This window comes from Nonomuraea sp. 3N208, assembly GCF_052245935.1.
Classification (GTDB): domain Bacteria; phylum Actinomycetota; class Actinomycetes; order Streptosporangiales; family Streptosporangiaceae; genus Nonomuraea.
In genome coordinates, this window is sequence record NZ_JBQQBR010000028.1 from 119,996 (window position 1) to 144,016 (window position 24,021).

The 24,021-nt window shown below is 71.1% G+C and carries 23 protein-coding genes; 11 read left to right on the top strand and 12 right to left on the bottom strand.

Going from position 1 to position 24,021, the window contains the following annotated elements; genetic code table 11:
* The first annotated feature begins 32 nt into the window (after positions 1 to 32).
* Together ACTWPT_RS36805 and ACTWPT_RS36810 are read left to right on the top strand one after the other, a co-directional pair.
* Positions 33 to 779, top strand: coding sequence for an HAD family hydrolase (locus ACTWPT_RS36805; protein WP_443182131.1), 747 nt, complete (start codon positions 33 to 35; stop codon positions 777 to 779).
* 9 nt (positions 780 to 788) lie between these two features.
* A complete protein-coding gene (locus tag ACTWPT_RS36810; RefSeq protein ID WP_443182132.1) occupies positions 789 to 2,417 on the top strand; it encodes a serine/threonine-protein kinase in 1,629 nt (542 codons plus the stop codon).
* A gap of 36 nt (positions 2,418 to 2,453) precedes the next feature.
* Here ACTWPT_RS36810 and ACTWPT_RS36815 read toward each other — a convergent pair whose 3' ends face one another.
* Positions 2,454 to 3,053, bottom strand: a complete 600-nt coding sequence (locus ACTWPT_RS36815) for a TetR/AcrR family transcriptional regulator (protein ID WP_443182133.1) — start codon at positions 3,051 to 3,053, stop codon at positions 2,454 to 2,456.
* Positions 3,054 to 3,281: 228 nt separating this feature from the next.
* Between ACTWPT_RS36815 and ACTWPT_RS36820 the strand changes: the two genes are divergently transcribed.
* On the top strand, positions 3,282 to 4,172 hold the full coding sequence (locus tag ACTWPT_RS36820) for a Vgb family protein (RefSeq protein WP_443182134.1): 891 nt from the start codon (positions 3,282 to 3,284) through the stop codon (positions 4,170 to 4,172).
* Positions 4,173 to 4,264: 92 nt separating this feature from the next.
* Here the strand turns inward: ACTWPT_RS36820 and ACTWPT_RS36825 are convergent, their stop codons facing one another.
* Positions 4,265 to 4,423: a hypothetical protein gene (locus tag ACTWPT_RS36825; RefSeq protein ID WP_443182135.1), complete on the bottom strand. Its 159-nt coding sequence runs from the start codon at positions 4,421 to 4,423 to the stop codon at positions 4,265 to 4,267.
* 190 nt (positions 4,424 to 4,613) lie between these two features.
* Here ACTWPT_RS36825 and ACTWPT_RS36830 point away from each other — a divergent pair, with 190 nt between their 5' ends.
* The gene (locus ACTWPT_RS36830) at positions 4,614 to 5,561 is read left to right on the top strand and encodes a quinone oxidoreductase family protein (protein ID WP_443182136.1); all 948 of its coding nucleotides are present in this window, start codon (positions 4,614 to 4,616) and stop codon (positions 5,559 to 5,561) included.
* A gap of 5 nt (positions 5,562 to 5,566) precedes the next feature.
* A complete protein-coding gene (locus tag ACTWPT_RS36835) occupies positions 5,567 to 6,190 on the top strand; it encodes a LysE family translocator (protein ID WP_443182137.1) in 624 nt (207 codons plus the stop codon).
* A gap of 20 nt (positions 6,191 to 6,210) precedes the next feature.
* Here ACTWPT_RS36835 and ACTWPT_RS36840 read toward each other — a convergent pair whose 3' ends face one another.
* Complete coding sequence (locus ACTWPT_RS36840) at positions 6,211 to 7,233, bottom strand: PucR family transcriptional regulator (RefSeq protein ID WP_443182138.1); 1,023 nt, start codon at positions 7,231 to 7,233, stop codon at positions 6,211 to 6,213.
* A 158-nt stretch (positions 7,234 to 7,391) separates the two neighbouring features.
* On the opposite strand from ACTWPT_RS36840, the gene ACTWPT_RS36845 reads away from it, so the two are divergent.
* Complete coding sequence (locus tag ACTWPT_RS36845) at positions 7,392 to 8,618, top strand: RNA-guided endonuclease InsQ/TnpB family protein (protein ID WP_443182139.1); 1,227 nt, start codon at positions 7,392 to 7,394, stop codon at positions 8,616 to 8,618.
* Positions 8,619 to 8,655: 37 nt separating this feature from the next.
* Here the strand turns inward: ACTWPT_RS36845 and ACTWPT_RS36850 are convergent, their stop codons facing one another.
* Positions 8,656 to 9,447 carry an ABC transporter permease subunit gene (locus ACTWPT_RS36850; protein WP_443182140.1) on the bottom strand — a complete coding sequence of 264 codons (792 nt, stop codon included), beginning with the start codon at positions 9,445 to 9,447 and terminating at the stop codon, positions 8,656 to 8,658.
* The gene (locus ACTWPT_RS36855; protein WP_443182141.1) at positions 9,444 to 10,337 is read right to left on the bottom strand and encodes an ABC transporter ATP-binding protein; all 894 of its coding nucleotides are present in this window, start codon (positions 10,335 to 10,337) and stop codon (positions 9,444 to 9,446) included. The genes ACTWPT_RS36850 and ACTWPT_RS36855 overlap by 4 nt, the downstream gene beginning before the upstream one ends.
* A 100-nt stretch (positions 10,338 to 10,437) precedes the next feature.
* Here ACTWPT_RS36855 and ACTWPT_RS36860 point away from each other — a divergent pair, with 100 nt between their 5' ends.
* Both ACTWPT_RS36860 and ACTWPT_RS36865 read left to right on the top strand, forming a co-directional pair.
* On the top strand, positions 10,438 to 11,250 hold the full coding sequence (locus ACTWPT_RS36860; protein WP_443182142.1) for a patatin-like phospholipase family protein: 813 nt from the start codon (positions 10,438 to 10,440) through the stop codon (positions 11,248 to 11,250).
* 25 nt (positions 11,251 to 11,275) lie between these two features.
* Positions 11,276 to 12,310 (top strand): 1-acyl-sn-glycerol-3-phosphate acyltransferase, encoded by a 1,035-nt coding sequence (locus ACTWPT_RS36865; protein ID WP_443182143.1) that lies wholly within the window; start codon positions 11,276 to 11,278, stop codon positions 12,308 to 12,310.
* Here ACTWPT_RS36865 and ACTWPT_RS36870 read toward each other — a convergent pair.
* Both ACTWPT_RS36870 and ACTWPT_RS36875 read right to left on the bottom strand, forming a co-directional pair.
* Positions 12,252 to 13,739, bottom strand: coding sequence for a cobyric acid synthase (locus tag ACTWPT_RS36870; protein ID WP_443182144.1), 1,488 nt, complete (start codon positions 13,737 to 13,739; stop codon positions 12,252 to 12,254). The genes ACTWPT_RS36865 and ACTWPT_RS36870 overlap by 59 nt on opposite strands.
* Positions 13,740 to 14,054: 315 nt before the next feature.
* Positions 14,055 to 14,288, bottom strand: coding sequence for an antitoxin (locus tag ACTWPT_RS36875; RefSeq protein WP_443182145.1), 234 nt, complete (start codon positions 14,286 to 14,288; stop codon positions 14,055 to 14,057).
* Positions 14,289 to 14,471: 183 nt separating this feature from the next.
* Between ACTWPT_RS36875 and ACTWPT_RS36880 the strand changes: the two genes are divergently transcribed.
* Entirely contained in the window at positions 14,472 to 15,440 is a 969-nt protein-coding gene (locus ACTWPT_RS36880) for a CapA family protein (protein WP_443182146.1), read from the top strand.
* An 88-nt stretch (positions 15,441 to 15,528) separates the two neighbouring features.
* The gene (locus tag ACTWPT_RS36885) at positions 15,529 to 15,948 is read left to right on the top strand and encodes an SPW repeat protein (RefSeq protein WP_443182147.1); all 420 of its coding nucleotides are present in this window, start codon (positions 15,529 to 15,531) and stop codon (positions 15,946 to 15,948) included.
* A 47-nt stretch (positions 15,949 to 15,995) separates the two neighbouring features.
* On the opposite strand, the gene ACTWPT_RS36890 is transcribed toward ACTWPT_RS36885, so the two are convergent.
* Positions 15,996 to 17,429, bottom strand: a complete 1,434-nt coding sequence (locus ACTWPT_RS36890) for a hypothetical protein (protein ID WP_443182148.1) — start codon at positions 17,427 to 17,429, stop codon at positions 15,996 to 15,998.
* Positions 17,430 to 17,596: 167 nt separating this feature from the next.
* Here ACTWPT_RS36890 and ACTWPT_RS36895 point away from each other — a divergent pair, with 167 nt between their 5' ends.
* Positions 17,597 to 18,028: a CBS domain-containing protein gene (locus tag ACTWPT_RS36895; RefSeq protein ID WP_443182149.1), complete on the top strand. Its 432-nt coding sequence runs from the start codon at positions 17,597 to 17,599 to the stop codon at positions 18,026 to 18,028.
* Between the two features lie 178 nt (positions 18,029 to 18,206).
* On the opposite strand, the gene ACTWPT_RS36900 is transcribed toward ACTWPT_RS36895, so the two are convergent.
* The 4 genes from ACTWPT_RS36900 to ACTWPT_RS36915 all read right to left on the bottom strand — a co-directional run bounded on the left by ACTWPT_RS36900 (position 18,207) and on the right by ACTWPT_RS36915 (position 23,920).
* Positions 18,207 to 18,674, bottom strand: a complete 468-nt coding sequence (locus tag ACTWPT_RS36900) for a general stress protein (RefSeq protein ID WP_443182185.1) — start codon at positions 18,672 to 18,674, stop codon at positions 18,207 to 18,209.
* Positions 18,675 to 18,787: 113 nt separating this feature from the next.
* Positions 18,788 to 21,424, bottom strand: coding sequence for an AAA family ATPase (locus ACTWPT_RS36905; protein ID WP_443182150.1), 2,637 nt, complete (start codon positions 21,422 to 21,424; stop codon positions 18,788 to 18,790).
* 109 nt (positions 21,425 to 21,533) lie between these two features.
* A complete protein-coding gene (locus ACTWPT_RS36910; protein ID WP_443182151.1) occupies positions 21,534 to 22,553 on the bottom strand; it encodes a cytochrome d ubiquinol oxidase subunit II in 1,020 nt (339 codons plus the stop codon).
* A gap of 2 nt (positions 22,554 to 22,555) precedes the next feature.
* Positions 22,556 to 23,920 (bottom strand): cytochrome ubiquinol oxidase subunit I, encoded by a 1,365-nt coding sequence (locus ACTWPT_RS36915; RefSeq protein ID WP_443182152.1) that lies wholly within the window; start codon positions 23,918 to 23,920, stop codon positions 22,556 to 22,558.
* Positions 23,921 to 24,021: the final 101 nt, after the last annotated feature.

A 24,021-nucleotide genomic window follows, 5' to 3' on the forward strand; every position in this document is an offset into this window, starting at 1 on the left:
CGTTCCCGGCCCCCAAGCCCAGCTCGCCCCCCGTGGACCTCCCCGCGGAGCCCGCGGGGCCCGCGGGGCCTGGGCCCGACGCTGTGCTGCTGGACATGGACGGGACCCTCGTCGACACCGAGAGACTGTGGTGGCAGGCGGCCGCCGCCGTCGCCAGGTCACTCGGTCGCCGCCTGGGCCCGGCCGACGTCCCCCACGTACACGGCCGGACGGTCGAGGACGTGGCCGCTTACCTGGTGCTGGCCGAGCCGGCCGGGCCACCGATCCCGGGCGAGACGGCCGGGCGCCCGATCCTGGACGATGTGGCGAGACGCCCCGCCCCGGACGATACGGCCGGGCAGGCGCTCGGGGCGGTGGCCGGGCGGCTGACCGACGCCTTCGCCGACCGGGTCGCGGCGGACGTCACGCTCATGCCCGGCGCTCGCGAGCTCCTCGCCGGCCTGGCGGCCGCCGCCATCCCGACGGCCCTGGTCACCGCATCCCCGCGACGCGTGGTCGATCTGGTGCTCCCGCGACTGGACCACCCGTTCGACCTGGTGATCACGAATGAGGACACGGCACGCGGCAAGCCGTACCCGGACCCGTACCTGGAGGCCGCGCGGCGGCTGGGCGCGACTCCCGCGCGGTGCGTCGCCGTCGAGGACAGCCCGGCAGGCATCGCGGCGGCCCGGTCGGCAGGGTGCCACGTGCTCGTCGCCGGGCCCGCGGAAGGGCTGCCGTCGCTCGATCACGTACGCGCTGCGTCCACGGGTCTGCGGCGATCAAGCCGGTGTCGGTAAGCTCGCGCCGTGAGCGCAGAAACCTCCCACATCGGGCGCTACAGGTTGCTCAGCGTGCTGGGCCGCGGCGGGATGGGCACGGTTCATCTCGCCGAGGATCCCGCCGGGCAGCGGGTCGCCGTCAAGGTGATCAACGCGGAGCTGACCCAGCACGAGCAGTTCCGCATGCGCTTCCGCAGGGAGGCCGACGCCGCGCGGCGGGTACGCAGGTTCTGTACGGCGGCGGTGCTCGAGGCCGCGCTCGACGGCGACCAGCTCTACGTGGTCACGGAATACGTGCCAGGCCCCAACCTGGAGCAGGCCGTACGCCAGTCGGGGCCGCTGCGCGGCTCCAGCCTGGACGCGCTGGCCGTCAGCGTGGCCACCGCGCTCACCGCCATCCACGGCGCCGGCGTGGTGCACAGGGACCTCAAGCCGTCGAACGTGCTGCTGTCCCCCGTCGGCCCACGCGTAATCGACTTCGGCATCGCACGGGCACTGGACACGCTCAGCGGCGTCACGGGCACCGGTGAGCTGATCGGCACGCCCCGCTACATGGCGCCCGAGGTGTTGCGGGGCGACCCGCTCTCGCCGGCCTGTGACGTGTTCTCGTGGGGCTCCCTGATCGTGTTCGCCGCCAGCGGGCGGGCGCCCTTCGGCGGGGACACGCTGCCGGCGATCGTCTACCAGGTGCTCAACACCGAGCCGAACCTCGACGCCGTCGACCCCGGCCTGCGCGAGCTGGTCGCGGCGGCGCTGCGCAAGGACCCCGCCACGCGGCCCACCGCCCAGCAGCTGCTCGACCACCTCGTGGGGCGGTCGGCCGGGCCCGAGCAGGCGGCGCACACCGTGCAGGTGGCCTGGCAGCACGCCACCGCGGCGTACACCGAGGCCCAGCCGGCGAAGAAGGCGGGCCGCGGGAGACTGTACGGCGCTCTCGCAGGCGCCGCCGTCCTCCTCGCAGGCGTGGGCGTGGCCGCCTGGAGCGTGCTCGGCCCGAGCGGGCCGCCCGATCTGAGCGTGCTCTACGCGGAGGACTTCACGCAGACCTCCGGCGGGTGGAGCGGCACCTACGATCCCGACGAGTCCAGCAGTTACGGCTACCGCACCGACGGCACGTACGGGCTGGACGCGGAGAACGGCTACGAGGAGCGGTGGGCGAAGGCACCCATCCCGTTCCTCGTCGCCACGCCCACGACCACGCCCGACCCCTCGGCCACACCCACCCCGATGTTGCCTTCGAGCGTCGTCGTCGGCGTGACCGCCGAGGTCAAGCGGTCGACCGGCACCGGCGAATACGGCGTCTACTGCCACAACTCCGACGATGACGACACCTACTACGAGTTCGGGCTGGACACGAAGGGGATGGCCAGGATCCGGCGCATCGTCGACGGGGCGGGCGGCACGCTGGCCCAGCCGGTCCTGGTGGACGACGTGCGCGGCAAGCCGGCCCGCATCGCGGCCTCGTGCGAGCAGCGCGGGTCCGCCGTGCGGCTGACGATGTGGGTGAACGAGGCGCAGGTTCACCAGGTGGACGACCCGAACGGCATCGGCAACGGGTACGTCGGCCTTTTCGTGCGCACGCCGAAGGGCAGCGACTCCGTGCTGAAGACCACGTTCGACGACTTCGAACTGCGCGGCACGAAGGACGAGTCCTAAAACGCCCGCCTGCCCGGACGGGGCAGGAAAGGACCCCTACAGCACGCCGGCGCGGGCCGCGGCCAGAGCGGCGTCGGCGGCGCGGTCGGCGTCCTGCTCCGTCACCGGCTCGTGGGCCACGAACAAGCGGTAGTAGACCGGCGCCACCGCGATCCTGATCACCTCCTTGACGTCGACGACGTCCGGCAGCTCCCCTCGGGCGATCGCCCGGCGCACGATCTCGGCCGACTGCTCGTGCCTGGCTACGAAGAACTCGTGCAGCGCCCGCGCCGCCTCCGGGTTCTGCATGGCCGCGGCCACGAAGGCCGACGACACCGGGCCCAGCTCGGGGTCGGCGAACCCGGAACGTACGAGCTGGACGATGCCCCGCAGATCACCCTCGATCGTGCCGGTGTCGGGAATCGGCCACGGCTCGTCCTTGGCCAGCTCGAGGGCGTCGGAGATGAGCCCCTCCACGCTCCCCCACCGCCGGTAGACGGTCGTCTTGTGCACGCCTGACCGCTCGGCCACCTGCTCGACCGTCAACCCCGGGTAGCCGCGCTCGACCAGTTCGGCCAGCGTGGCCTGGCGCACGGCATCGCGTACGCGTGCGCTCCGCCCTCCGGGGCGTCTGCCGCTTGTCACGTCCAAAAACAACTCCAGTTGCGTTTAAGCTTTGCCAGTGGCACACTAAAGCTACATCAGTTGCGATTGGAGTTCCATCCTGATCCACCTCCAGAGGGTTTCCAAGTCGTCGCCGCTCCTCACCGAGGAGCTGGAGCAGGCGCTCGACCGCTACGACGGCACGCTCGTCGTGGTGTCACACGACCGCGCGCTCACGCGACGTTTCCGAGGTAAGTCACTACATCTCGCGGGGGGACACATATGTTGACCATGATCGACGCGGGCGCGCCGTACGACATCGCCACGGGGACGGACGGGGCCCTCTGGTTCACGCTCGTCCACGAGGGGCGGATCGGCAGGCTGGTGCCCGGCCAGAAGCCGGTGATCCACCAGCTCGACCCGGCCGACGGCCAGCCGACCGTGATCGCGCCCGGACCCGACGGTGCGATGTGGTTCACGGAAGGAAAGGGCGGGCGGGTCTGCCGCATCACCGCCGACGGGCAGGTGACCACGCACGCGGCGGACTCGCCGTATGGGATCGCCGCAGGTCCGGACGGCGCCATGTGGTTCACGCAGATGCGGAGCGGAAGGATCGGGCGCATCGCGGCCGATGGGTCGTTGGCGGACTTCGAGGTGCCGGTGGAGGGCGGCGGCATGCCCGCTTCCATCGCGGCGGGGCCGGACGGTGCCCTGTGGTTCACACTCAACCAGGGCAACGCCGTCGGGCGGATCTCGCTGGAGGGTGAGGTCGTCGTGTATCCGCTTCCCACGGAGGGCGCCGGGCCGGTAGGGATCACGTGCGGGCCGGATGAGGCGTTGTGGTTCGTTGAGATCGGTGTTGGTCAGGTGGGGCGGATCGACGTGTCGGGGAAGATCGAGGAATTCCCGCTTCCCGATCAGGAGTCACGACCGCATGCGATCGTCGCCGGTCCCGACGGCGCCCTGTGGTTCACCGAGTGGGCCGCCGACTGCGTCGGGCGCATCACCACCGACGGCATCATCGAAGAGCATCCTCTTCCGCGGCTGCCGGAGAAAGGGGTGGCGGGAGAGGGTGACGGTGTGCGGAAGGCCGAGCCTCATGGGCTGACGGTGGGGCCTGACGGGGCGATCTGGGTGGCGCTGGAAGCCGGCGCCCTGGCTCGCCTCGACTGACCGAGCGCGCGCCGGGGAGCCGGCGCCCCGGTCCGCCCTCAACACGAAGAAGCCGCCCTCCCCACACGGGAGGGCGGCTGTTCGGTTCGGCCTTAGACGTCCATGCACCACATCCAGCCCTCGCCCGAGATCCAGCAGCGGTACCACTCGTTAGGCATGGCCTGAGCAGGCGCGCTCGTCACCCCGATGGTGATGACGGTGGTCACGGCGAGAAGGGCCAGCGCCAAGGCTCGGCGGGCACCGCGGGACATGGATGACATACGAGTTCTCATGAGCATCATGCAACACGGAGCTTCTTGGAATCCTCTTGAGCCTGACTGGTCCCCCTGGGCGCAGGGTCGCCTCGGTGCACGTGCATGGAGCCGCCCTGGTGTGTCGGCTGCACGTGCACATGCGGGCCCCGGGTGGCATGGGCGGCGGCGGGCGGAGTTGACTAGGGGCATGCATGCCATCATCGTCTCCGCCCAAGGCGGTCCAGAGGTTCTCGAATACGCCGAGCGTCCCGACCCGGTGCCCGGCGACGGCGAGGTCGTGGTGGACGTCGCCGCCAGCGGCGTCAACTTCATCGACATCTACCACCGCTCCGGCGCCTACCCGCTCCCGCTTCCCACGACGATCGGGTCCGAGGCCGCCGGGACCGTGTCGGCCGTGGGGGCCGGGGTGCAGGACGTGGCCGTGGGTGACACCGTGGCCTGGGCAGGCGTGCTGGGCAGCTATGCGGAGAAGGCCGTGGTGCCGGCCGAGCGGGTGGTGCCGGTGCCCGACGGGGTGCCGGCCGACGTGGCGGCCGCGGCGATCTTGCAGGGCCTGACCGCGCATTACCTGACGCACTCCACGCACGAGGTCAAGGAGGGCGATCAGGTCCTCATCCACGCGGGCGCGGGCGGCATGGGGCAACTGCTGATCCAGCTCGCCAAGCTCAAGGGCGCCAAGGTCTACTCGACGGTCTCCACCAGCGAGAAGGAGAAGCTGGCCCGCGAGGCCGGCGCGGACGAGGTGCTGCGGTACGACACCTTTGCTGAGGCGCTGCGCGGCAAGATCGACGTCGTGTACGACGGCGTCGGCGCGACCACGTTCGACGGCGGGCTGGAGGCGCTGCGTCCGCGCGGCCTCATGGCCCTGTACGGCGCGGCCAGCGGCCCCGTGCCACCGGTGGATCCGCAGACGCTCAACAAGCAGGGCTCGCTCTTCCTGACCAGGCCCACGATCGGGCACTACATCGCCGAGCGGGCGGAGCTGGTCCAGCGCGCATCCGACCTGTTCGGCTGGATCGCGTCCGGGCAGCTCACGATCAACGTCTCGCACCGCTACCCGCTGGCCGACGCGCGGCAGGCTCACGAGGATCTGGCGGCCCGCCGTAGTACCGGAAAGCTGCTTCTCATACCCTGACGTCCATGGATATAGGGGGATCTGTCTGGTCGTTCGCCGCCGTGGTGGCACTGCTGACCATCACCCCTGGCCTGGATACGGCCTTGATCCTGCGGACGTCCTTGGTGGCCGGGAGGCGGTCGGCCTGGGGTGTGACCCTGGGGATCCAGCTAGGCACGCTCATCTGGGGCGTGATGACCGCGGCTGGGCTGTCGGCGCTGCTGGCGGCCTCGCAGCCGGCGTACAACGCGCTGCGCTGGGCGGGGGCGGCGTACCTGGTGTGGATGGGGCTGCGCATGCTCCTGGCCAGGCACGACTACGCCCAGGAGCTGCCCGAGCGGCAGCAGGAGGACGGGTTCGGGCGGGCGTTCGGGCGCGGGCTTACGACGAACCTGCTCAACCCCAAGGTCGGGGCGTTCTACGTGGCGATGTTGCCGCAGTTCATCCCGGACGAGGCGCCGCACGCCGTCATGGGGTTGCTGCTGGCCGGCGTGCACGTGGCCGAGGGGCTGGTGTGGAGCGCCGCGCTGATCGGGTTCGCGTCGCTGATGAGCGGGTTCCTGAGATCCCCGGGGGTGCGGCGGTTCCTCGACCGGCTGACGGGTGTGGTGATCGTCGGGTTCGGCGTGCGGCTGGCCGTCAGCGACTGACGTTCGGCGTCGGCCGGCCGTCAGTGGCTGAAGCCGGCGGGCCAGCCCAGGAGGCGGGCGCCGAGCACCGCGGTCTCTAAAGTGAAGCGCTGGGTGGGGTCGTCGGGTGAGAAGCCGGTCAGGCGGCGGATGCGCTCCAGCCGGTACGTCACCGCCCGTGTGCTGAGCCCCAGCCGCCGGGCGGCGGCCGTCTGGTTGCCCTGCGAGGCGAAGATCGCCTCCAGCGTCTCGAGCAGCGGCTCGTGCCCGCCCCGCGCCCCGAGCAGCGGGCTCAGCACGCTGGTGACCAGGTCTTCGATGGCGCTCCTGTCCCGCAGCAGCACGGGAAAGACCAGCAGGTCGGCGGCCTTTACGACGTCGATCCTGAGCGCCAGCGCATCGGCCAGTTCTAGGGCCTGCGCCGCTTCCCGGTAGGAGGTCACCACCCCGCCAGGCCCGCGGTGCGCCCGTCCGACGCCGACCCGCCAGCCGGCCGGGAACCGGCCGCGTACGTGGTGGGTGAACTCCCCCACCGCGGCCGGCAGCGTGGCCGGTGTGACACATACCAGCAGCCTGTCGCGGACGGCGACGAGCACATTGTGGGAGCCGAACCTGGTGATCAAGTCCCGCTCGATCCGATCTAAATGGTCGCTGTCCCGCATGCCGCAGGCCGCCGCCACCACGTACGACTCCGCCATCCGCAGCCCGAAGTGCTCGGCCCGCTCGGCCAGCCGCTCGGCCCGCCCTTGGAGCAGGTCGTCCACGAACTCCCTGCGTGCCGCCTCCTCGCTCCGGATGGCCGCGAGCTGTGCCCGTTCGTACCCCTCAATTAGTACAGAGACCGTCCGGCGCAGTGCGGGCAACGCCAGGGACAGGCCGTCTGCGGCGGCGAGCGCGCTGTCCACCAGCACTCGCAGTGGGACCCCGAGCTCGGCGGCGCGTGTGCCGACGGCCCGGCAGGCGTCGAACGCCGCGCGGTCCGGCAAACGGCCGGTCGCGGCGCATTCGGCCAGGACTTGGCGATGCTCGCCGAGTAGATCGGCGGGCATCTCGGAGAGTGCCATCACCGAACCTCTCCGAGGATGCTGCGGCCTTCAGGCCGGGGAGGAATCGGACTCCTGCGGAGCAGGACAGGAATAGCGTGATCGCCGTCAAGGCGATCAGGCGTCCGGCCACCACGAACGCTCAAAATTGTCGGACCTCCTCGGTAGATTGGGTGATCATGACTGCGGCAGCGAATTCGGGCCAGGATGCCGGGCACGCTCGGTACACCTACCGGCTTCGCGTGTCGTCGGCCGCCCACGCCGCCCTGCTGGGCGAATGGGACCGCTGCCGCTGGGTGTGGAACCAGTGCGTGGCCACATCCAAGGCCGCGTACCTGCACAACAAGACCCACCCAGAAAGCAAGCAGACCTGCGGCCCCGCCCAGCTCGACAAGATGCTGACAGTCTGGCGGGCTGAGCACGAATGGCTTGCGGCGGGGGCGTCGGTGCCCCAGCAGCAGATCATCCGTGACTTCGCCAAGTCCCGCGCCAAGGCACTCAAGGACATCACGGAGCGGCTGCCCGTCCGGCAGCGGGCCGGGATGCCCCGCTTCAAGAAGAAGGACCTGGCCGAGCCGAGCCTGAACTACACGCGGCGCGGCTTCCGCCTCAAGGACAATCGCCTGCACCTGGCCGGAAACATCATCCTGACCGTGGTCTGGTCCCGCGACCTGCCCGCAGACCCGTCCAGCGTGCGCGTCTACCGGGACAGCCTCGGCCACTGGTATTGCTCGTTCGTCGTCCCCGCCCAGACCGAACCGCTGCCCGCCACCGGGCAGGCGATCGGCATCGACTGGGGCGTGAAAGAGGTCGCCACCACCACCAGCGACGACCACGACCTGCCACACCCCGAGTACGGCAAGAAAGCCCAAGCGAAGCTGGCCCGCTACGACCGGATGATGGCCCGCCGCAAACCCGCCCGTGGACAGCCGGGCTCGAAAGGCTATCGCAAGGCGAAGAAGCTGCGCGCCAAGCAGTACAAGAAGATCACCCGCCAGCGCCAGGACACCGGCCGCAAGTGGGCCAAGAAAGTCGTCCGCGACCACGACGTGATCGCGGTAGAGGACTTCCGCCCGAAATTCCTGGCCAAGTCCAGCATGGCCCGTAAGGCCGCCGACGCGGCCATCGGCGCGACCAAGCGCGCCCTGATCGAGATGGCCCGCAAACACGGCCGTGACCTGCGGCCCGTCAACCCCGCGCACACCACCATGGACTGCGCACAGTGCGGAGCGAGAACCAAGCACGCACTACCTCTTTCCGAACGTACCTACACCTGCGCCGCGTGCGGAGCCGTCTCCCCCAGAGACAAAAACTCCGCACGCGTGATGCTGGTCCGGGCTGGTCTGAACCCGGCTGGTGCTGATCGCATAAGACCTGACCGTCCGCTGGACGCTCAGGCAGCGTGAGCCAGGAATCCCCCACACCTTCAGGCGGGGGGAGCAGTCAAACCCCTACATCGCGCCTGTCGAAGGCGAGGACCGCGGTCAGCACGAGCACGGCCGTCGCGCCCGCCAGCACAAGGTAGTCGCCGACCGGCAGCCCCTCATAGAGGGGCCGGCCCTCGGCGTAGTAGTGGAACGGCGAGACCCACTTCAGCCAGGAGATCGCGTCCACCGAGCGGCCCACGGTGACGACCATGTAGCCGGCCACGATCCACACGCCGACCACGGCCGAGGCGATCGCCTTGCGCCCGGTGGCGGCGCCGACGGTCAGCGCCACGTTGCCGCAGAACAGCCCGAGCAGGAACACCCCCGTGTGTGTGGCCAGGATCCGGTCGAACGGCACCCCGATCTGGACGGACTCGCCCACCGTCCACACCACGGCCAGTGTCACCACCGCCACGGCCAGCAGGGCCACCGCCAGCGCCGCGAACCGCTGGAGCACCAGCCGCTTGCGGTCCACCGGTAGCGTGACGACCAGCTCCAGCGTGCCGGCCTCCTCCGGCTGCGCGATCGCCCGGTTGGCCAGCAACGTCGCGCACACGATGAACAACATCGGCACGAACAGCTGGTAGACGACCGACTGCAGGTATCCGGCGCCGACGCTCAGGTCGCCCAATCCGCCCATGAGGTCGCGCAGCGCGCCGGGGAACTTGGCCATGGCCTGGGCGTTGAACGTCGCGGGGTCCTGCCTGACGTTCTCGTAGACGCTCACGTAGAGGGTCAGGAAGGCGCTGATGCCGATCGTCCACCAGATGAGCGCCCGCCGGTAGTCACGCAGACTCTTGGCGATCATGCCGCCCGCTCCTCGTCGCTGTAGTAGGTCAGGAAGATCTCCTCGAGGTCCGGCTCCGCGCTGACCATGTGCACGACGGTGAACCGGGCGGCCGCCTTGATGAGGGCGTCCGGGCGCCCGTCGATCGTGCAGCTCACGCTCGCGCCCTCCACCCGCAGGTCCCGCACGCCCGGCAGCCCCTCGAAGGCTGCGTGCGGTACGGGCGACTCGAAGTGCAGCTCGACCCGGCGCACCGCCTTCTCGCGCAGCGCCGCGACGTTCTCCACGGCCACGAGGCGGCCGTCGCGGACGATGCCGACCCGGTCGGAGACGCTCTCCACCTCGGCCAGCACGTGCGAGGACATGAGCACCGTACGGCCCGACGTGCGCACCTCCCTTACCAGGGCCAGGAACTCCTGCTGCACCAGCGGGTCCAGCCCGCCGGTCGGCTCGTCGAGTATGAGGAACTCGGGCTCGTGCATGAACGCCTGGATCAGCCCGACCTTCTGCTTGTTGCCCTTGGAGAGCTTGCGCATCTGCACCGACAGGTCGGCGTCGAACCGCTCGGCCAGCGCGTCGATGCGGGCTTCCGGCACGCCGCCGCGTACCCGGCCGAGAAAACGCAGGTAGTCCCTGGCCCGCTCGCGGCCCTCCAGGGCCAGCTCGCCCGGCAGGTAGCCGATCCTGGAGCGGACCGCAGGCTCGCGCGGGTCGGCGCCGAGCACCCGTACCAGGCCCCGGGTGGGTCTGATCACGTCGAGCAGGAGCCTGATCGTGGTGGTCTTGCCCGCGCCGTTCGGCCCGAGGTAGCCGAAGATCTCTCCCGGCTGGATCTCGAGCGTGAGATCCTCCAGGCCCCGGCGTTTGCCGTAATACTTGGTCAGCCCTTCGGCCTGCACCACTGCTGTCATGGGCGCATCGTCCCGCTCGCCGCGCCGCTCGTCATCGGGCGGATCCGGCAGCCTGCGGCGGTCTTTGCTTCCGGAGGGCGGCAACGAGAGGGTAGGTGGGGTGGAGACCGCGTTCGTGCTCGGTGGCGGCGGCGTGCTCGGCGCGCACGAGGTGGGCATGCTGCAGGCGCTCGACGAGGCGGGCATCAGGCCCGACCTCGTGGTCGGCACGTCCGTCGGCGCGCTCAACGGCGCGGTGATCGCGGCTGCCCCGGGCGAGGCGGTCGCCAGGCTGACGGGCCTGTGGCGTTCCGACGTCGTCCGTACGGCGTTCGCCGGGTCGTGGATGGCCCGGCTGTCGACGCTGGCCAGGACCGGCACCCACCTGCACCCGATGGGGCCGCTCAGGGACGTCCTGAGCGAGACGGTGCGGGTGTCGCGGATCGAGGACCTGGAGGTGCCGTTCCAGTGCGTGGCGGCGTCGGTCGAGCGGGCGGCGGCGCACTGGTTCACCAGCGGGCCGCTGGTCGAGGCGGTGCTGGCGTCGTGCGCGGTGCCCGGCCTGCTGCCGCCCGTCGTGATCGGCGGCGAGCACTTCTACGACGGCGGGCTGGTGCACAGCATTCCCGTCGGCCGGGCGGTGCAACTCGGGGCCAAGCGCGTGTACGTGCTGCACGTCGGGCGGATCGAGCGGCCGCTGTCACCGCCCAGGCGGTTCTGGGAGGTGGGCATGGTGGCGTTCGAGATCGCGCGGCGGCACCGCTTCGCCGAGGACATGGCCAGCCTGCCGCCTGGGGTGGAGGTGCACGTGCTGCCCGCCGGGGTGACCGAGCCGCTCTCGCCGCTGCGTTATCGCGACCTGTCGCAGATCGCGGCCTGCATCAAGCGGGCCTACAAGGCGTCTTCCCGCTACCTGCGCGACGGAGGAGGATGAGAGGAGACCGTCTAGGGAGGCCGCGTTGCTCCCACCACGCATCCTGCGCCGGCTCGTGCTGGCTCCGCTGGTCATCGTGGTGACCGTGTTCATGCTCGTCACGCTGCCGTTCTGGCTCGTCGTCACGGCCGCCGCCTCGCTTCGCCTGCCGCCGCCCCAACGCAGGGGGCTCAGGTTCGTGTGGTTCGGGGTGGCGTGGCTGACGCTGGAGTCGGCTGTGCTGATCGCCTGCCTGTGGTGGTGGCTGGCGGGCGGGACCCGCCGCCAGGAGCGGCACTACGAGCTGATCAGGTGGTTTCTGTCCAAGGTGTACGCCGCCGCGGTGCGGATCTTCCGGCTGACCCTGGACGTCCAGGAGCCGGAGCCGACCGAGGAGGAGCAGGCCGCCCGGTTGACGCGGCCGGTCATCGTGTTGTCCCGGCACGCCGGCCCCGGCGACTCCTTCCTGCTGATTTATCACCTCTTGGCGCTCTACCGGCGGCGGCCCCGCATCGTCATGAAGGCCGCCCTCCAGTACGACCCCTCCCTCGACGTGGTGATCAACCGCCTGCCGAACGCGTTCGTGCCCCGCAAGTCCGGGCAGGAGGGCGTCATCGAGGAGATCCGGCGGCTGGCCGCGACGATGGGCGACCAGGATGCACTGGTGATCTTCCCGGAGGGCGGCAACTTCACCCCGCGACGCCGCCGGCTGGCCATCAGGCGACTGGAGGATAAAGGGCTGGCCGAGGAGGCGGAACGGGCCCGCGGCATGGATCACCTGCTGCCGCCCCGCCCGAACGGCGCCATCGCGGCCATCGACGCGTGCCCGTCGGCGGACGTCGTCTTCGTCGCGCACACCGGGCTCGACGACCTGGTCACGCTGGGGGACGTCTGGCGCAAGCTGCCCTTCAGCGCGCACATCACCGCCAAATGGTGGCGGGTGCCCGCCGCCCAGGTGCCGCGAACACGCGAGGACCGCATCCGCTGGCTGTACGACCACTGGGAGCAGATCGACGCCTGGATCAGCGCTCAACGGTTCCCGGTGGGAGAAAAGGGACCTCCGGCGGGCCGTGCTGGATGAGGCGGAGCAGCGCGTCCGTGTCGAGGTGCCGTTCCACCAGGTCGCCGAGCGCGTCCAGCCGCTCCTCCCTGAGCGCGGCGAAGTCCGTCCCGGGAGCCGGCACGAAGTCGCGCCCCGCCCGCTCGGCAACGTCGGCCAGGAACGCGCGGCGGAACGCGTCGTTCTCCATGGCGCCGTGCCACGTGGTCCCCCAGACGTCGCCGGTCCGGCAGCCGTCGAGGAACGGCTCGCCGCCCTCCACCGTGGCCCTGCCGTGGTGGATCTCGTAGGCGCGCACCGGGTGCCCGTAGGCGCTGCCCTCCGGGCGGGCGAGCCGTTTCTCCCGCTCGAACGCGACCCGCACGGGTAGCATCCCCAGCCCTTCCACCGTGCCGGCACCCGACTCGACGTCGTCGACGATCTCGCGCCCGAGCATCTGGAACCCGCCGCAGATCCCCAGCACCGGCCCCTTCCTGGCGATGATCGCCGCGGCCAGCCCGCGCGCCCGCAGCCAGGCCAGGTCGTCCACCGTGGCCCGTGACCCGGGCACCACCACCAGGTCGGCGTCGTCCAGCTCGGCAGGCTCGGTCACGAAGCGCACCACGACGCCGGGTTCGGCGGCCAGCGCGTCCAGGTCGGTGAAGTTGGAGATCCGCGGCAGCCGCACCACCGCCACCCGCAACGTCTGCCTGCCGTGCGGGGCGCTGACGGCGACCCTGCGGCCGTCCAAGGCCAGGGAGTCCTCGACGTCCAGCCAGAGCCCGTCCAGCCAGGGCAGCACGCCGTACACCGGGCGCCCGGTCAGCCGCGTGAGCATGTCGAGCCCGGGCTCCAGCAGCTCCTTCGCGCCGCGGAACTTGTTGATGACGAATCCGGAAATGTGGGATTGGTCGTTGGCGTCCAGGAGGCCCACCGTGCCGTAGAACGCGGCGAACACCCCTCCCCTGTCGATGTCGCCGACCACGATGACCGGCAGGCCGGCGGCCCTGGCCAGGCCCATGTTGGCGATGTCGCCCCGCCGCAGGTTGATCTCGGCCGGGCTGCCCGCGCCCTCGCACACCACCACGTCGTACTGCTCGCGCAGCCGGTCGAACGCCTCCAGTGCCGCGGTCCGCAGCAGGTCCTTGAGCGTGCCGTACTCCATCGCGTCCACGTCTGCTACGGGCCGGCCCATGAGGACGACCTGGCTGCGGCGGTCGCTGCCGGGCTTGAGCAGGATCGGGTTCATGTCCGCCACCGGCTCCAGGCCGGCGGCCTGCGCCTGCATCGCCTGGGCCCGGCCGATCTCGGCGCCCTCGGCGGTGACGTAAGAGTTGAGCGACATGTTCTGGGCCTTGAAGGGCGCGACGCGCACGCCCTGGCGGGCCAGCCAGCGGCAGATGCCGGCGGTGACCACGCTCTTGCCCGCATCCGACGTCGTGCCCGCGACCAGCAATCCCCCGGTGACCATGGAATCACCGTACCGGGAGGGGACTTATGGCGAAATTTTCCTATAACCCCCCCTTTTACGGATCCTGTGACTTGCGCACTCTGACTAGAACATTGCCCTAGAACTCGATTCTAGATTTCCCTACGGAAACCTCATCGTCGGCATCGCCTCCGACCGGCTCGGGTCGCTGTCGGCGGGCATGTACATCCTGGTGATCCCGATGGTCGTGGGAGGCCTGCTCACGCTCGGGGCGCGGGCGTCGTTCGAGCGCGACGCCCGCAAGGTCATGGAGGCGGCCGCCCGCGACTGACCGCGGACGCCCGCCCTCCCGCCGCGTCAGCCCTGCGGGCCGCGGTGTTGCTGGTCGTGGCCCCGGGGCCGGTCGCGCCGGGACGCGCCGCCGTAGCGACGTTGCAGCGCGTCGGTCCCCTTCTCGATCTGCTGGTCGTACTTGTGTCCTGTCCGCTCCTTCGCGAACCGCTCGACCCGGTCCAGCAGGTGATCGGCCTGCTTGGAGTGCCCTCTGGCGAAGCTCTCCGCTTTCCTCAGCCATTCCCCGATACGGCTCATGACCGTTCTCCCCGTTCTCCACGTTCTGGGACTACCGCTCGCCCCTACCCCGAGTGGTCGGGACAATCACCGGGGCCCGCCAGAGCCGGCAAGGAGGGGGCGGCGTTGTTCGAGTCCTCATGACCTGGTGTTCTGCCGGCCGAAAACGGGTTTGGACGGGTCCTCGAGAGGCAGGGGACGCTCGTGACCGTCACGCTCGCGCTGGCGGGCGACACCATGCTCGGCCGCGGCGTGGCCGACCTGCTGGCCGCGTCCGCCGATCCGGACTTGTACCTGTCGGACGGGGTCCGCGAACACCTCGCCGAGGCCGACGCGGTCGTGCTGAACCTCGAATGCTGCATCTCCGATCGTGGCAGCCCGTGGTTCTCGCCCGGCAAGCCGTTCCATTTCCGCGCACCGCCCCAGGCCGCGGACCTGCTCGCCGAGGTCGGCGTCAGCTGCGTCACGCTGGCCAACAACCACGCGCTCGACTACGGCTACGACGCGTTGCTCGACACCCGCGCGCATCTCGAACGCGTGGAAGTTCACGCGGTGGGTGCCGGCGCCGACGAGGCGCAGGCGCGGCAGCCGGCCGTCCTCACCGTGCGGGGGATGCGCATCGGCGTCATCGCCGCGACCGATCATCCGCTGGACTACGCGGCCCGCCCCGACCGGCCGGGCGTGGCCTACGCGGACCTGCCCTCGGGTGTGCCGTCCTGGCTGACGGACGCGGTGGCCGCGATGCGCGCGGAAGCGGACGCCGTGCTGGTCACGCCCCATTGGGGTCCCAACATGACGGCCGGTCCGCAGCCCTACATCAGCGCGGCAGCCACGACCTTGGTCGAGGCCGGAGCGAGCCTGGTCGCCGGCCACTCCGCGCACGTGGTGCACGGCCTCGCGCCGCCGGTCCTGTACGACATGGGCGACTTCCTCGACGACTACATGGTGGATCCCGAGCTGCGCAACGACCTGTCGTTCCTGTTCCTGGTGACGGTCGACCAGCTCGGCCCGGTGCGCCTGCGGGCCGTCCCGCTCAAGCTCGAGTACGCCCGTACCGTCCTGGCAGAGGGGGACGAACGTGCCTGGCTGGGTCGGCGCTTCGCCAGCGCCTGCGCGGACTTCGGCACCACCGCCGCATGGGAGGACGGCCTGCTGGCCGCGGACATGCGCTAATTGGAGTGCGTCTGCCCGCCTTGGGTAGGTTTGATCTGGGAAAACGGGAATAAGGTCCCGTCATCGCGAGGGGGAGGTGATGTCACCGATGACCCGCGAGATGGAGAGTCATCCCGACATCATCCGCATGCGGGAAAGGTACGAGGTCGCCGCGGCCAATCCGGCCGTTCAACTGGCGGACGGGCTGACCCTGCTGGCCGGGCTGTTCTTGGCGCTGTCGCCGTGGATCGTGGGATTCGTCAATCTCGGATCGCTCAGCGTGAACAACATGGTCACCGGGATCGCCGTCGCGCTGCTGGCGCTGGGCTTCAGCTCGGCCTTCGGCCGCACGTACGGCATCGCCTGGACCGCCCCGCTCATCGGCCTGTGGACCATAGTGGCCCCGTGGCTGATCAGGGGCGAGCCCGCCACGGCCGGGGCGATCACCACCAATGTGATCGTCGGCGCCGTCATCACCGTCCTCGGCCTGGTCACCGTGGGCATGGGCATGACGAGAAGAAGGCGGTGAGAAACCTGTCCCGGGCCGGATGACCTCCGGCCCGGTCCCGTGGACACTCAACGGCGGGCGAACCTGGCCGCCCAAGGACCGGACAGATCGGTCTCATCCCAGGTCAGCATGTACGGCGGGAGCCGCAGCGCCTTGTGCACCGCCACGACCTGCGTCCTGCGTTCCAACGCCTGGCGGATGCGGGCCGGCAACCGCTCCGCGAAGCGCTGGATGACGCCTTGGGAGTCGCAGCCGAGCAGATAGCCGATCTGCACGCCGTTCTCTCCGTAGACCAGGCACGGCGGGCGTACCCCCAAGCTACGCAGCTCCGCCGCGGCCCGGCCGATCTCGTCCCTGCCGTGACGGTTGCCGGCCCCCATCCCATAGACGTGCGCGCCCTGGAGCGTCAGGTGCGCCAGCAGTCCGGCGATCACCACCACCGCCACACGGCGGCGCAGGCGCAGCCCCGCGACCGCCGCCTCCGCCACCGGCAACGACAGCAGCGCGTAGGCCGGCGTCAGGAAACGCGGCGCCGCGTAGTCCACATAGAACAGGTACGGCAACGCCATCGCCACAGCGGTGCCCGCGGCCAGGAGCATCGGAGGCAGCCGGCGCTCGCGCCAGGCCGCCCACAGGCCGAGCGCGGCCATCACGGGGATGGCCAGCCACCAGATAAGCGCCACCGGGGAGACCGGACCGCAGTCCGTGCCGTACCTGCACAGCGTGGGGCCGTCCAGTGCCCTGGCATGCTCGATGAGCGACACGCTCCATCCCATGGCGTTGTGCTCGCCCGCGTCCCGCAGCCGGGTCGCGAACCCGCCGAAACGCGCCTGCGCCTCGATCGCCCACTGACCCCACCCCACGCACAGACCGGCCACGATGGCGGCCAGCGCGGCCGGCAGGCGGCGGCGCACCACGGCGAGAGCCCCTACCGCCAGGGCTGCCGCGGCGACCAACGCGTCGGACGGCCGCATCAACGACATGACGGCCAGCGTCCCCGCCAGCCCCACCAACGCCGGCCGGGAACGCTCGGCCAAGATGAGGAAACCGGTGGCCGCGACGGCGGCCAGTGCGACGTACAGGTTGGGCATGGCCTGATTGCCGTAGAACAACGTCAGCCAGCAGCCGCCGAACAGCAGGGCGGCCAGCGGCACCACGTGATCGGCCCGCACCCGAAGCCAGACGTAGAACGCGCCGAACAGGGCCGCCGCCGACACCGCCGTCAGATACAGGCGCAGCACGAACACCGAATCGGTCACCGCCACCACGGGCGCGACCAGGAGCGGCACGCCCCGCGCCCGTGGCGCGCTGAACACGGCAGGCGGCGCGTGGGGGGCGACCTGGCTGGCGTAGACGGCCTCGTCCCAGCCGATACCCAGGCTCGGCGAGACCAGCAACAGCTGGGCCACGCCGTACAGGACGCTCACCCACGCCAGCAGCACGACCGGGCGCACGGCGGGCCCAGGGGCGGCAAGGACCGCGCCCGGGCGCGGGACCGTCACCACAGGAGAACGACGCCACAAGTCCACGACAACCCCCCGCAACAGGGCCTGCGCGGACATATCCGCTGGTCACGGCGCATTCACCGGGCGGCCCACCACTGATCTGGAATCTGCTGGGTAGGACTGCCCTGAAAATCCCATCCTTCTTCTCAGGGAGGCGAAAAAGAATGGGCACAACGCAAGGCAAGACCGTTCAGGACGTGATGCACCAGGGAGCGCAGTGCATCGGCGCGAGCGACAGCCTGCGCAGGGCGTCGCAGATGATGCGCGACCTGGGGGTCGGCGCGTTGCCGATCTGCGGTGACGACGACCGGCTCAAGGGCATCATCACCGACCGGGACATCGTGATCAAGTGCTGTGCCGAGGGCAAGGACCTCGACCGGACCACGGCGGGCGAGCTCGCCCACGGGCTGGTCTGGGTGGACGCCCACAGCAGCGTCGAAGAAGCGCTGCAGAAGATGGAGAAGCACCAGATCAAGCGCCTGCCGGTGATCGACAACCACCGGATCGTGGGCATGGTCAGCGAGTCGGACCTGGCGAAGGAACTGCCGGACAACAAGCTCGCCGAGTTCGTCCACCGGGTCTACGCGCCGGCGTGACACCGAGGTGCACCAGCACGTTCATCCACGGGTTGGTGCGCCCCGCCAACCCCCCACTCCCCCGAGGGAGGGGGCATCCCAGGGCGGAGAGGCGCCCTGGCCCGTGACGACGTAGCCGCGGTCGTCGAGGGCGACGGCGCCCTCCGGCCATCGGGTGTGCGGGTCGTACCCGGCGTTTCTAGTGAGGCGTCCTCCCGAGCAGCTCGTGGGCCTTGGCCGCGTGGTCCGACTCGACGAGGACCTCGTACTTGTCGGCGACGAGGCCGGCTTCGGAGACGAAGTCCCGGTGGCCGCCCTGCACCGCGTGCGCGATCAGGCCGAAGATGGCTCCGGCCACCGCGCCCCACAGCAGCCCCCAGAACACGACGGCTATCAGCGACATGGCGGTGTTCGTGAAGATCCCGAAGAACAGGCCGATGAGCAGCCCGAACCAGGCTCCGCTCAGCGCGCCCCAGCCGGCCGCGCGCAGGTAGGTCATGCGGGCGACGACCTGCTCGATCGAGCGCAGCCCCACGCCTACGATGAGCGTCCCCTTGACGGGGAACCCGTGGTCGGACAGGAAGTCGACGGTCTTCTGCGCCTCCTGATAACTGCGGTAGGTCGCGATCGGTTCCTTGTTCGTCGTGATGAGTGTCGACGAAACCATGTGGGACACGGCTCCTCCTCTCCTCCCCATGCAGAAGACATGCGGAGATCTCGGGTGCCCACATTTCCGACCCTGCTCCTGGCCCTTCCCGCCCACATCCCCCAGACGTGTAGTCAGTCTCGTCTTCCGTCGTGTGCCCGGCCGGGGGCGACCCGCCCCTGTGCCACCGCGAGGCGGGTGAGTTCGACGCGGGAATTGATGCTCAGCTTCCGGTAGACCTGCCGCAGATGGAACGTGACCGTGTGCACGCTGATGAACATCTGCTCGGCGATCTGCCGGTTGGTCCACCCGTCAACGGCCAGCAGTGAAACGGTGTACTCGGTCTCGGTGAGGCTGTCCCAGCCGGAGTCCGGCCGTTTGGCGGAGTTCCAGTGCCGGTGGCGTACCCCCATGCCGCGCAGCCGCTGCCGGATGCGGGCCGCGTCCCTGAGGGATCCGGTCTCCACGTACGCTGCCAGGGCGAGGTCCAGGCTTCTCGCCGCCTCCTCACGCCGCCCGGCCGCCTCGAGCGCCATGCCGAGATCTTCCTCGGCCGAGGCCCGCGCCCATGCGTCCACGGCCTGCTCGGCGGCGCTCGCGAGAGCGTCACGATCGCCGTCGAGCAGACCCCGGACGTGCGCGGCGGGCGCGGCCAGCGCGGGGAACTGCGGGTTGGCCCGGCTGAGGGCCTCCGCGGCGACGGCGACGGACTCTGCCGCGGACCGGTCGTCGGCGCCGAGCGCGACCCTGACCAGCCACGGTCCCGCCGTGGGCTCCATGGCGAGTGCCAGCGGCCAGGAGAGGCCGGCGAGCAGGGGCACCGCGCTGTCCGGGCCGTCGCGTGCCTCCGTGATCTGCGCGGCAAGCAAGGCGTGGCGGGTACGCGTCTCCAGCGACCCTTCCGGCGGGTCCGCGACATGTCGCGTCGCCTCACGCAGGTCGCCACGCCGCAGCGCGACGGCGGCGAGCACGGCGCCGGCCGCCGCGGCTGACAGGGGCGTGTCCAGCGCGCCGGCGAGGTCCAGCGCGCGCTCGGCCTCGCCGGCCGCGCCGTCGAGCCGGCCCGCGGCCAGCTCGGCGCGGGCCTCCAGCGCCGAGGCGTCCGCGGCCCACGCCAGGTGCCCGTTGGCGAACATGTCCTTGCGTGCCTGCCGGAGCATCGCCCTGGCCTCGTCGAGCCGGTGCACGTCCGTGAGCAGGGCGGCGGTGATGAGGCACACCTCGTAACGGCGCTGCCCGGGCCGGTCCGCGCCGACCGGCCGACGCGCGTCGCCGCTCGGCCTGCGGGCCTCCTCGGTCACCCGGCGCGCCTGCTCGGCCAGTGCCAGCGCGTCCGCGAACCGGCCTTGCTCCCGCTCGGCCACGGCGCGGGCGATCAGCGCGGCGGCCGCGGCCGCGGGACCGTGCCGGGAGCGCTCCGCGAGGACCTCGTTCGCGTACTCCGCCGCGACGCCGCCGCTGCGCTGCCGCGTGACGGCGTACAGCCGCACGAGGACGGCCCGGTCGCGGACGTGCTGGGGCAGACCGGGAACGGCCAGCACCGTCTCGGCCTCCCTGACGGCCTCCTCGCCCCGGCCGGTCAGGTACATGACCTCCGACAGCAGGGACCGCAGCTCGGCCATGCCCGGCACGGAGCCGTGATCTGCGAGGCTCCTCCTGACCATCCGCTCGGCCTCCCGCAGGCGCCCCGCGGCGATCGCGGAATCCATGGCCGCGACAGCGGGGGGCGCGGCGTCCTCGAGCACGGCGAACTGCTCCACCAGCGTCTCCTGCACGGGAGGCGGGATCCACGTGGCGACGACCTCTCTGACCAGTTCGTGGGGGAAGGCGAGGCCACGCCCGGTCACGGCCAGGACACCCGCCGCCGTGGACTCCTCCATGGCCGGGAGCAGCGCGGCGGGCGTGACGCCCAGCAGCGACGCCGCGTGTTCCAGCGACAGCGACCCGCCGAGCACCGCGGCCGTCTCCACCAGGCTCCTGGCCTCCGCGCCCAGCGGGTCGATCCAGCCCCGCACCACGGCCCGAAGCCGCGCGGGCAGGTGCGCAGCCGGCACGGGCGCCCCGAGCAGGCCTTCGCCGCGCAGGCCCGCGAGCAGCTCAGTGATCAGCAGTGGATTGCCGCCGGCGGCGGCCACGAGCGCCTGCGTGGCCGCGTCGGGCCGGTTCCCGAGCGTGTCAGCGGCCAGCGCCGTGGCGGCGTCCGGGGAGAGCGGGGCAAGCGTGGTCCGCGCGGCCCCGTGCCGCTCCAGCAGGTCGAACAGGGCGGCGCCCGGACCGTCCCGGACGGCGGTCGAGCGGCTCAGCAACCAGCCGACGGGCCGGTCGGCCAGCAGTTCGTGCAGGGTACGAAGGGTCTTCAGCGTCGCCGGGTCCGCGCGGTGCAGGTCGTCGAGCACCGCCAGCACCGGCGCCCTGGCGTCCAAGGCCACCTTCAGCCGTTCCAGCAAGCGCGTTCCTGAGCCGACGGGCGCGGCGTCGTCGGGCTCGGCTCCCAGGTCGAGCGCCTCGAGCAGCACGCCGCACGGAACGAGCTCCCCCAGCTCCGCCACACCGCCCTGCACCACGGTGATGCCTCGTGCGGGGGCCGCGGCGGCGGCCTCGGCGAGCAGCCGGCTCTTGCCCGCGCCCGGCTCGCCGTCGACCAGGAGGGTCCCACCACGCCGTCGCAGCACGCGCAGCAGGCCGTCGACATGGCGCCATTCACGTTCGCGTCCCCGCATGTCGCTGCCTCCGATGAAGCGCTTTCCTGGACCGGGACGGGGAAATCTCATGCCTCTCAAGATCTTTCACACCCCGGCGGACCACGTACCTGGGGATGTGGCCTCGCCAGCCGGAACGAGCCGAAAGAGCGGGCCAAAACCGTTTTGTGTGCGCTTGGAATCAGGGCTCGCGGTCTGAGGGGGCAGCGACGCGGTCCCGCTGGAAGGTGGTGTACAACCACCACAACGACGGCAGCAGCAACACGGCGCCCACGGCCAGGGAACCCAGGCTGGCCGCCAGGACCGTGTCGGTGGCCGCCGCGTCGGCAAGGGAGACGCCGGGGAGCAGGGACGGGTACTGGCCGACGCCCCATCCCCACAGCAGGCCCGTCACGGCCAGCGCCGCGGTGACCCGTACGGCAAGGTAGGCGCGCCGCCACAGCAGCACCAGCGAGGCCAGACCGGCCACGACGGACAGCAGCAGCAACGGCAGGGCGCGCCCGGAGGTGATCTCGGCGAACAGGGCGGGCGCATCGACGCGCAGCACGAGCAACCCGGCCGCGGACAACATCCCGACGACCGCGCCGCAGCCCAGGGCCCGCAGGCGGAAGGCGGCCACCAGGTCGGCGTCGCCGGCACGCTGGGCGTCGCGGGTCAGGTAGACGGCGGCCAGGTACGCGGCGGTGCCGACGGCAAGCGCTCCCGCCGCCACTGACGTCGGGTTGACCCAGCTGCCCACCAGATCGCCCTTGGCAATACCCGGCGGCACCCGGCCCGACGCGATCGCCCCGGCGGCCATGCCGAGGAAGAACGGCGTGGCGAAGGAGGAGAAGGCGAAGGTGGCGCCGAACAGCCGCTGCTGCCACAGCTCGGTGGAGACCTTGCGGAAGGCAAACGCGGCGCCGCGCCCGATGATCCCCAAGGCGGCCAGGGTGAGCGGGATGTAGAGGGTGGAGGCGATCGCGGCGAACACCGAGGGAATACCGGTCCACATCAGCACCATGACGAAGATCAGCCAGACGTGGTTGGCCTCCCAGACGGGGCCGATGGAGTGCTCGACCAGCGCCCGCTGCCGCCGCCCCGCCACGGCGCCGCCGGCCAGCAGGTCCCAGATGCCGCCGCCGAAGTCCGCGCCGGCGAACAACACGTACGCGGTCAGCCCGACCCACAGGACGGCCAGCATGATCTCCGGCAGCGGCATGGTCACACGACCTTGTAGCCGGTGACGTCGCGCTCCTGCGGCGCGATCGGCACGGGGACGTCGCGCGCCAGGCGGCGCAGCACGTAGACCGTGGCCACGGTTAGCGCCACGTAGACCGCGGTCACCAGCACGAACCCGTACACCAGGCCGGGCGCCGGATTGACCGCCTCCGACGTCCGCTGCACGCCGTACACGATCCACGGCTGCCTGCCCACCTCGGTGACGACCCAGCCGGCTTCCAGGGCCACGACCGCGGCCACGCCCGACAACGCCGTCGCGCGCAGGAACCACGGCGAGCCGGGCAGGTCACGCCGTCGTTTCCAGGACAGCGCCAGCCAGACTGCCAGGACGAGGAGGGCGAAGCCCAGCCCCACCATGATCTGGAACGCCCAGTGCACGACGTTGACGGGCGGCCGGTCGGCGGGCGGCACCTCGTTCAGCCCGCGGATCTCGGCATTCGGATCCCAGTGGGCCAGCAACGACAGCGCGTAGGGGATCTCCAGCGCGTACCGCATCACGCCGTCGATCTCGATGCCGCCCAGGTGGAGCGGGACCCCGCGCGCGGTCTCGAACACGCCTTCCATGGCGGCGAGCTTGACCGGCTGGTTGTCCGCGACGGCGTGCGCGGCCCAGTCGCCCACACCGATCTGCACCGGCGTGACGATCGCCGCGACCGTCAGCGGGAGCAGCAGGCCGAGCCGGTGGTAGCGGTCGCGCCGGCCGCGCAGCATGGCGACGGCGTACACGCTCGCCATGCTGAACCCGGCGACCATGAACGCCGCCAGGATCATGTGGACGGTCAGGGTCGGCGCGGCCGGGTTGAACATGGCCGCCCACGGGTCCACCGCGACGACGTGGCCGTTCTCGGCCGTGAACCCCACCGGCTGCTGCATCCACGCGTTGGCGCAGACCACGAAGAACGCGCTGGCCACGCCCGCCAGCACGATCGGGATGCCGGACAGCAGGTGCGCCACCGGCGGCAGGCGGTCCCAGGCGTACAGGTAGATGCCGAGGAAGATGGCCTCGATGAAGAACGCGATGCCTTCCAGCGAGAACGGCAGCCCGATGACCTCGCCGAAGACCCCCATCAGCCCCGGCCACAGCAGCCCCATCTCGAACGACAGGATCGTCCCCGACACCGCGCCGACCGCGAACAACACGCCCAGCGCCCTGGCCCACCGGCGTGCCAGCAGCCGGTAGTGAACGTCGCCGGTGTGGTGACCCCGCCACTCGGCGAGCAGCGTGATGGCCGGCATGCCGACGCCCAGGCAGGCCACGACGATGTGCCAGCCGAGCGACAGGGCCATCTGCATCCTGGCCGCGCCGAGGTCGGCGGCGCCGACGCCGTCCACCACCTGAACGATCATCCCAGCCCCCCGGCTCCCACGGCGCGCTCCGCCGACGCGGATCCTGCCCATCGTCAGGGGTGCGTAACACTACGTGACCGGATGCCTCCGATGGCCGCGGG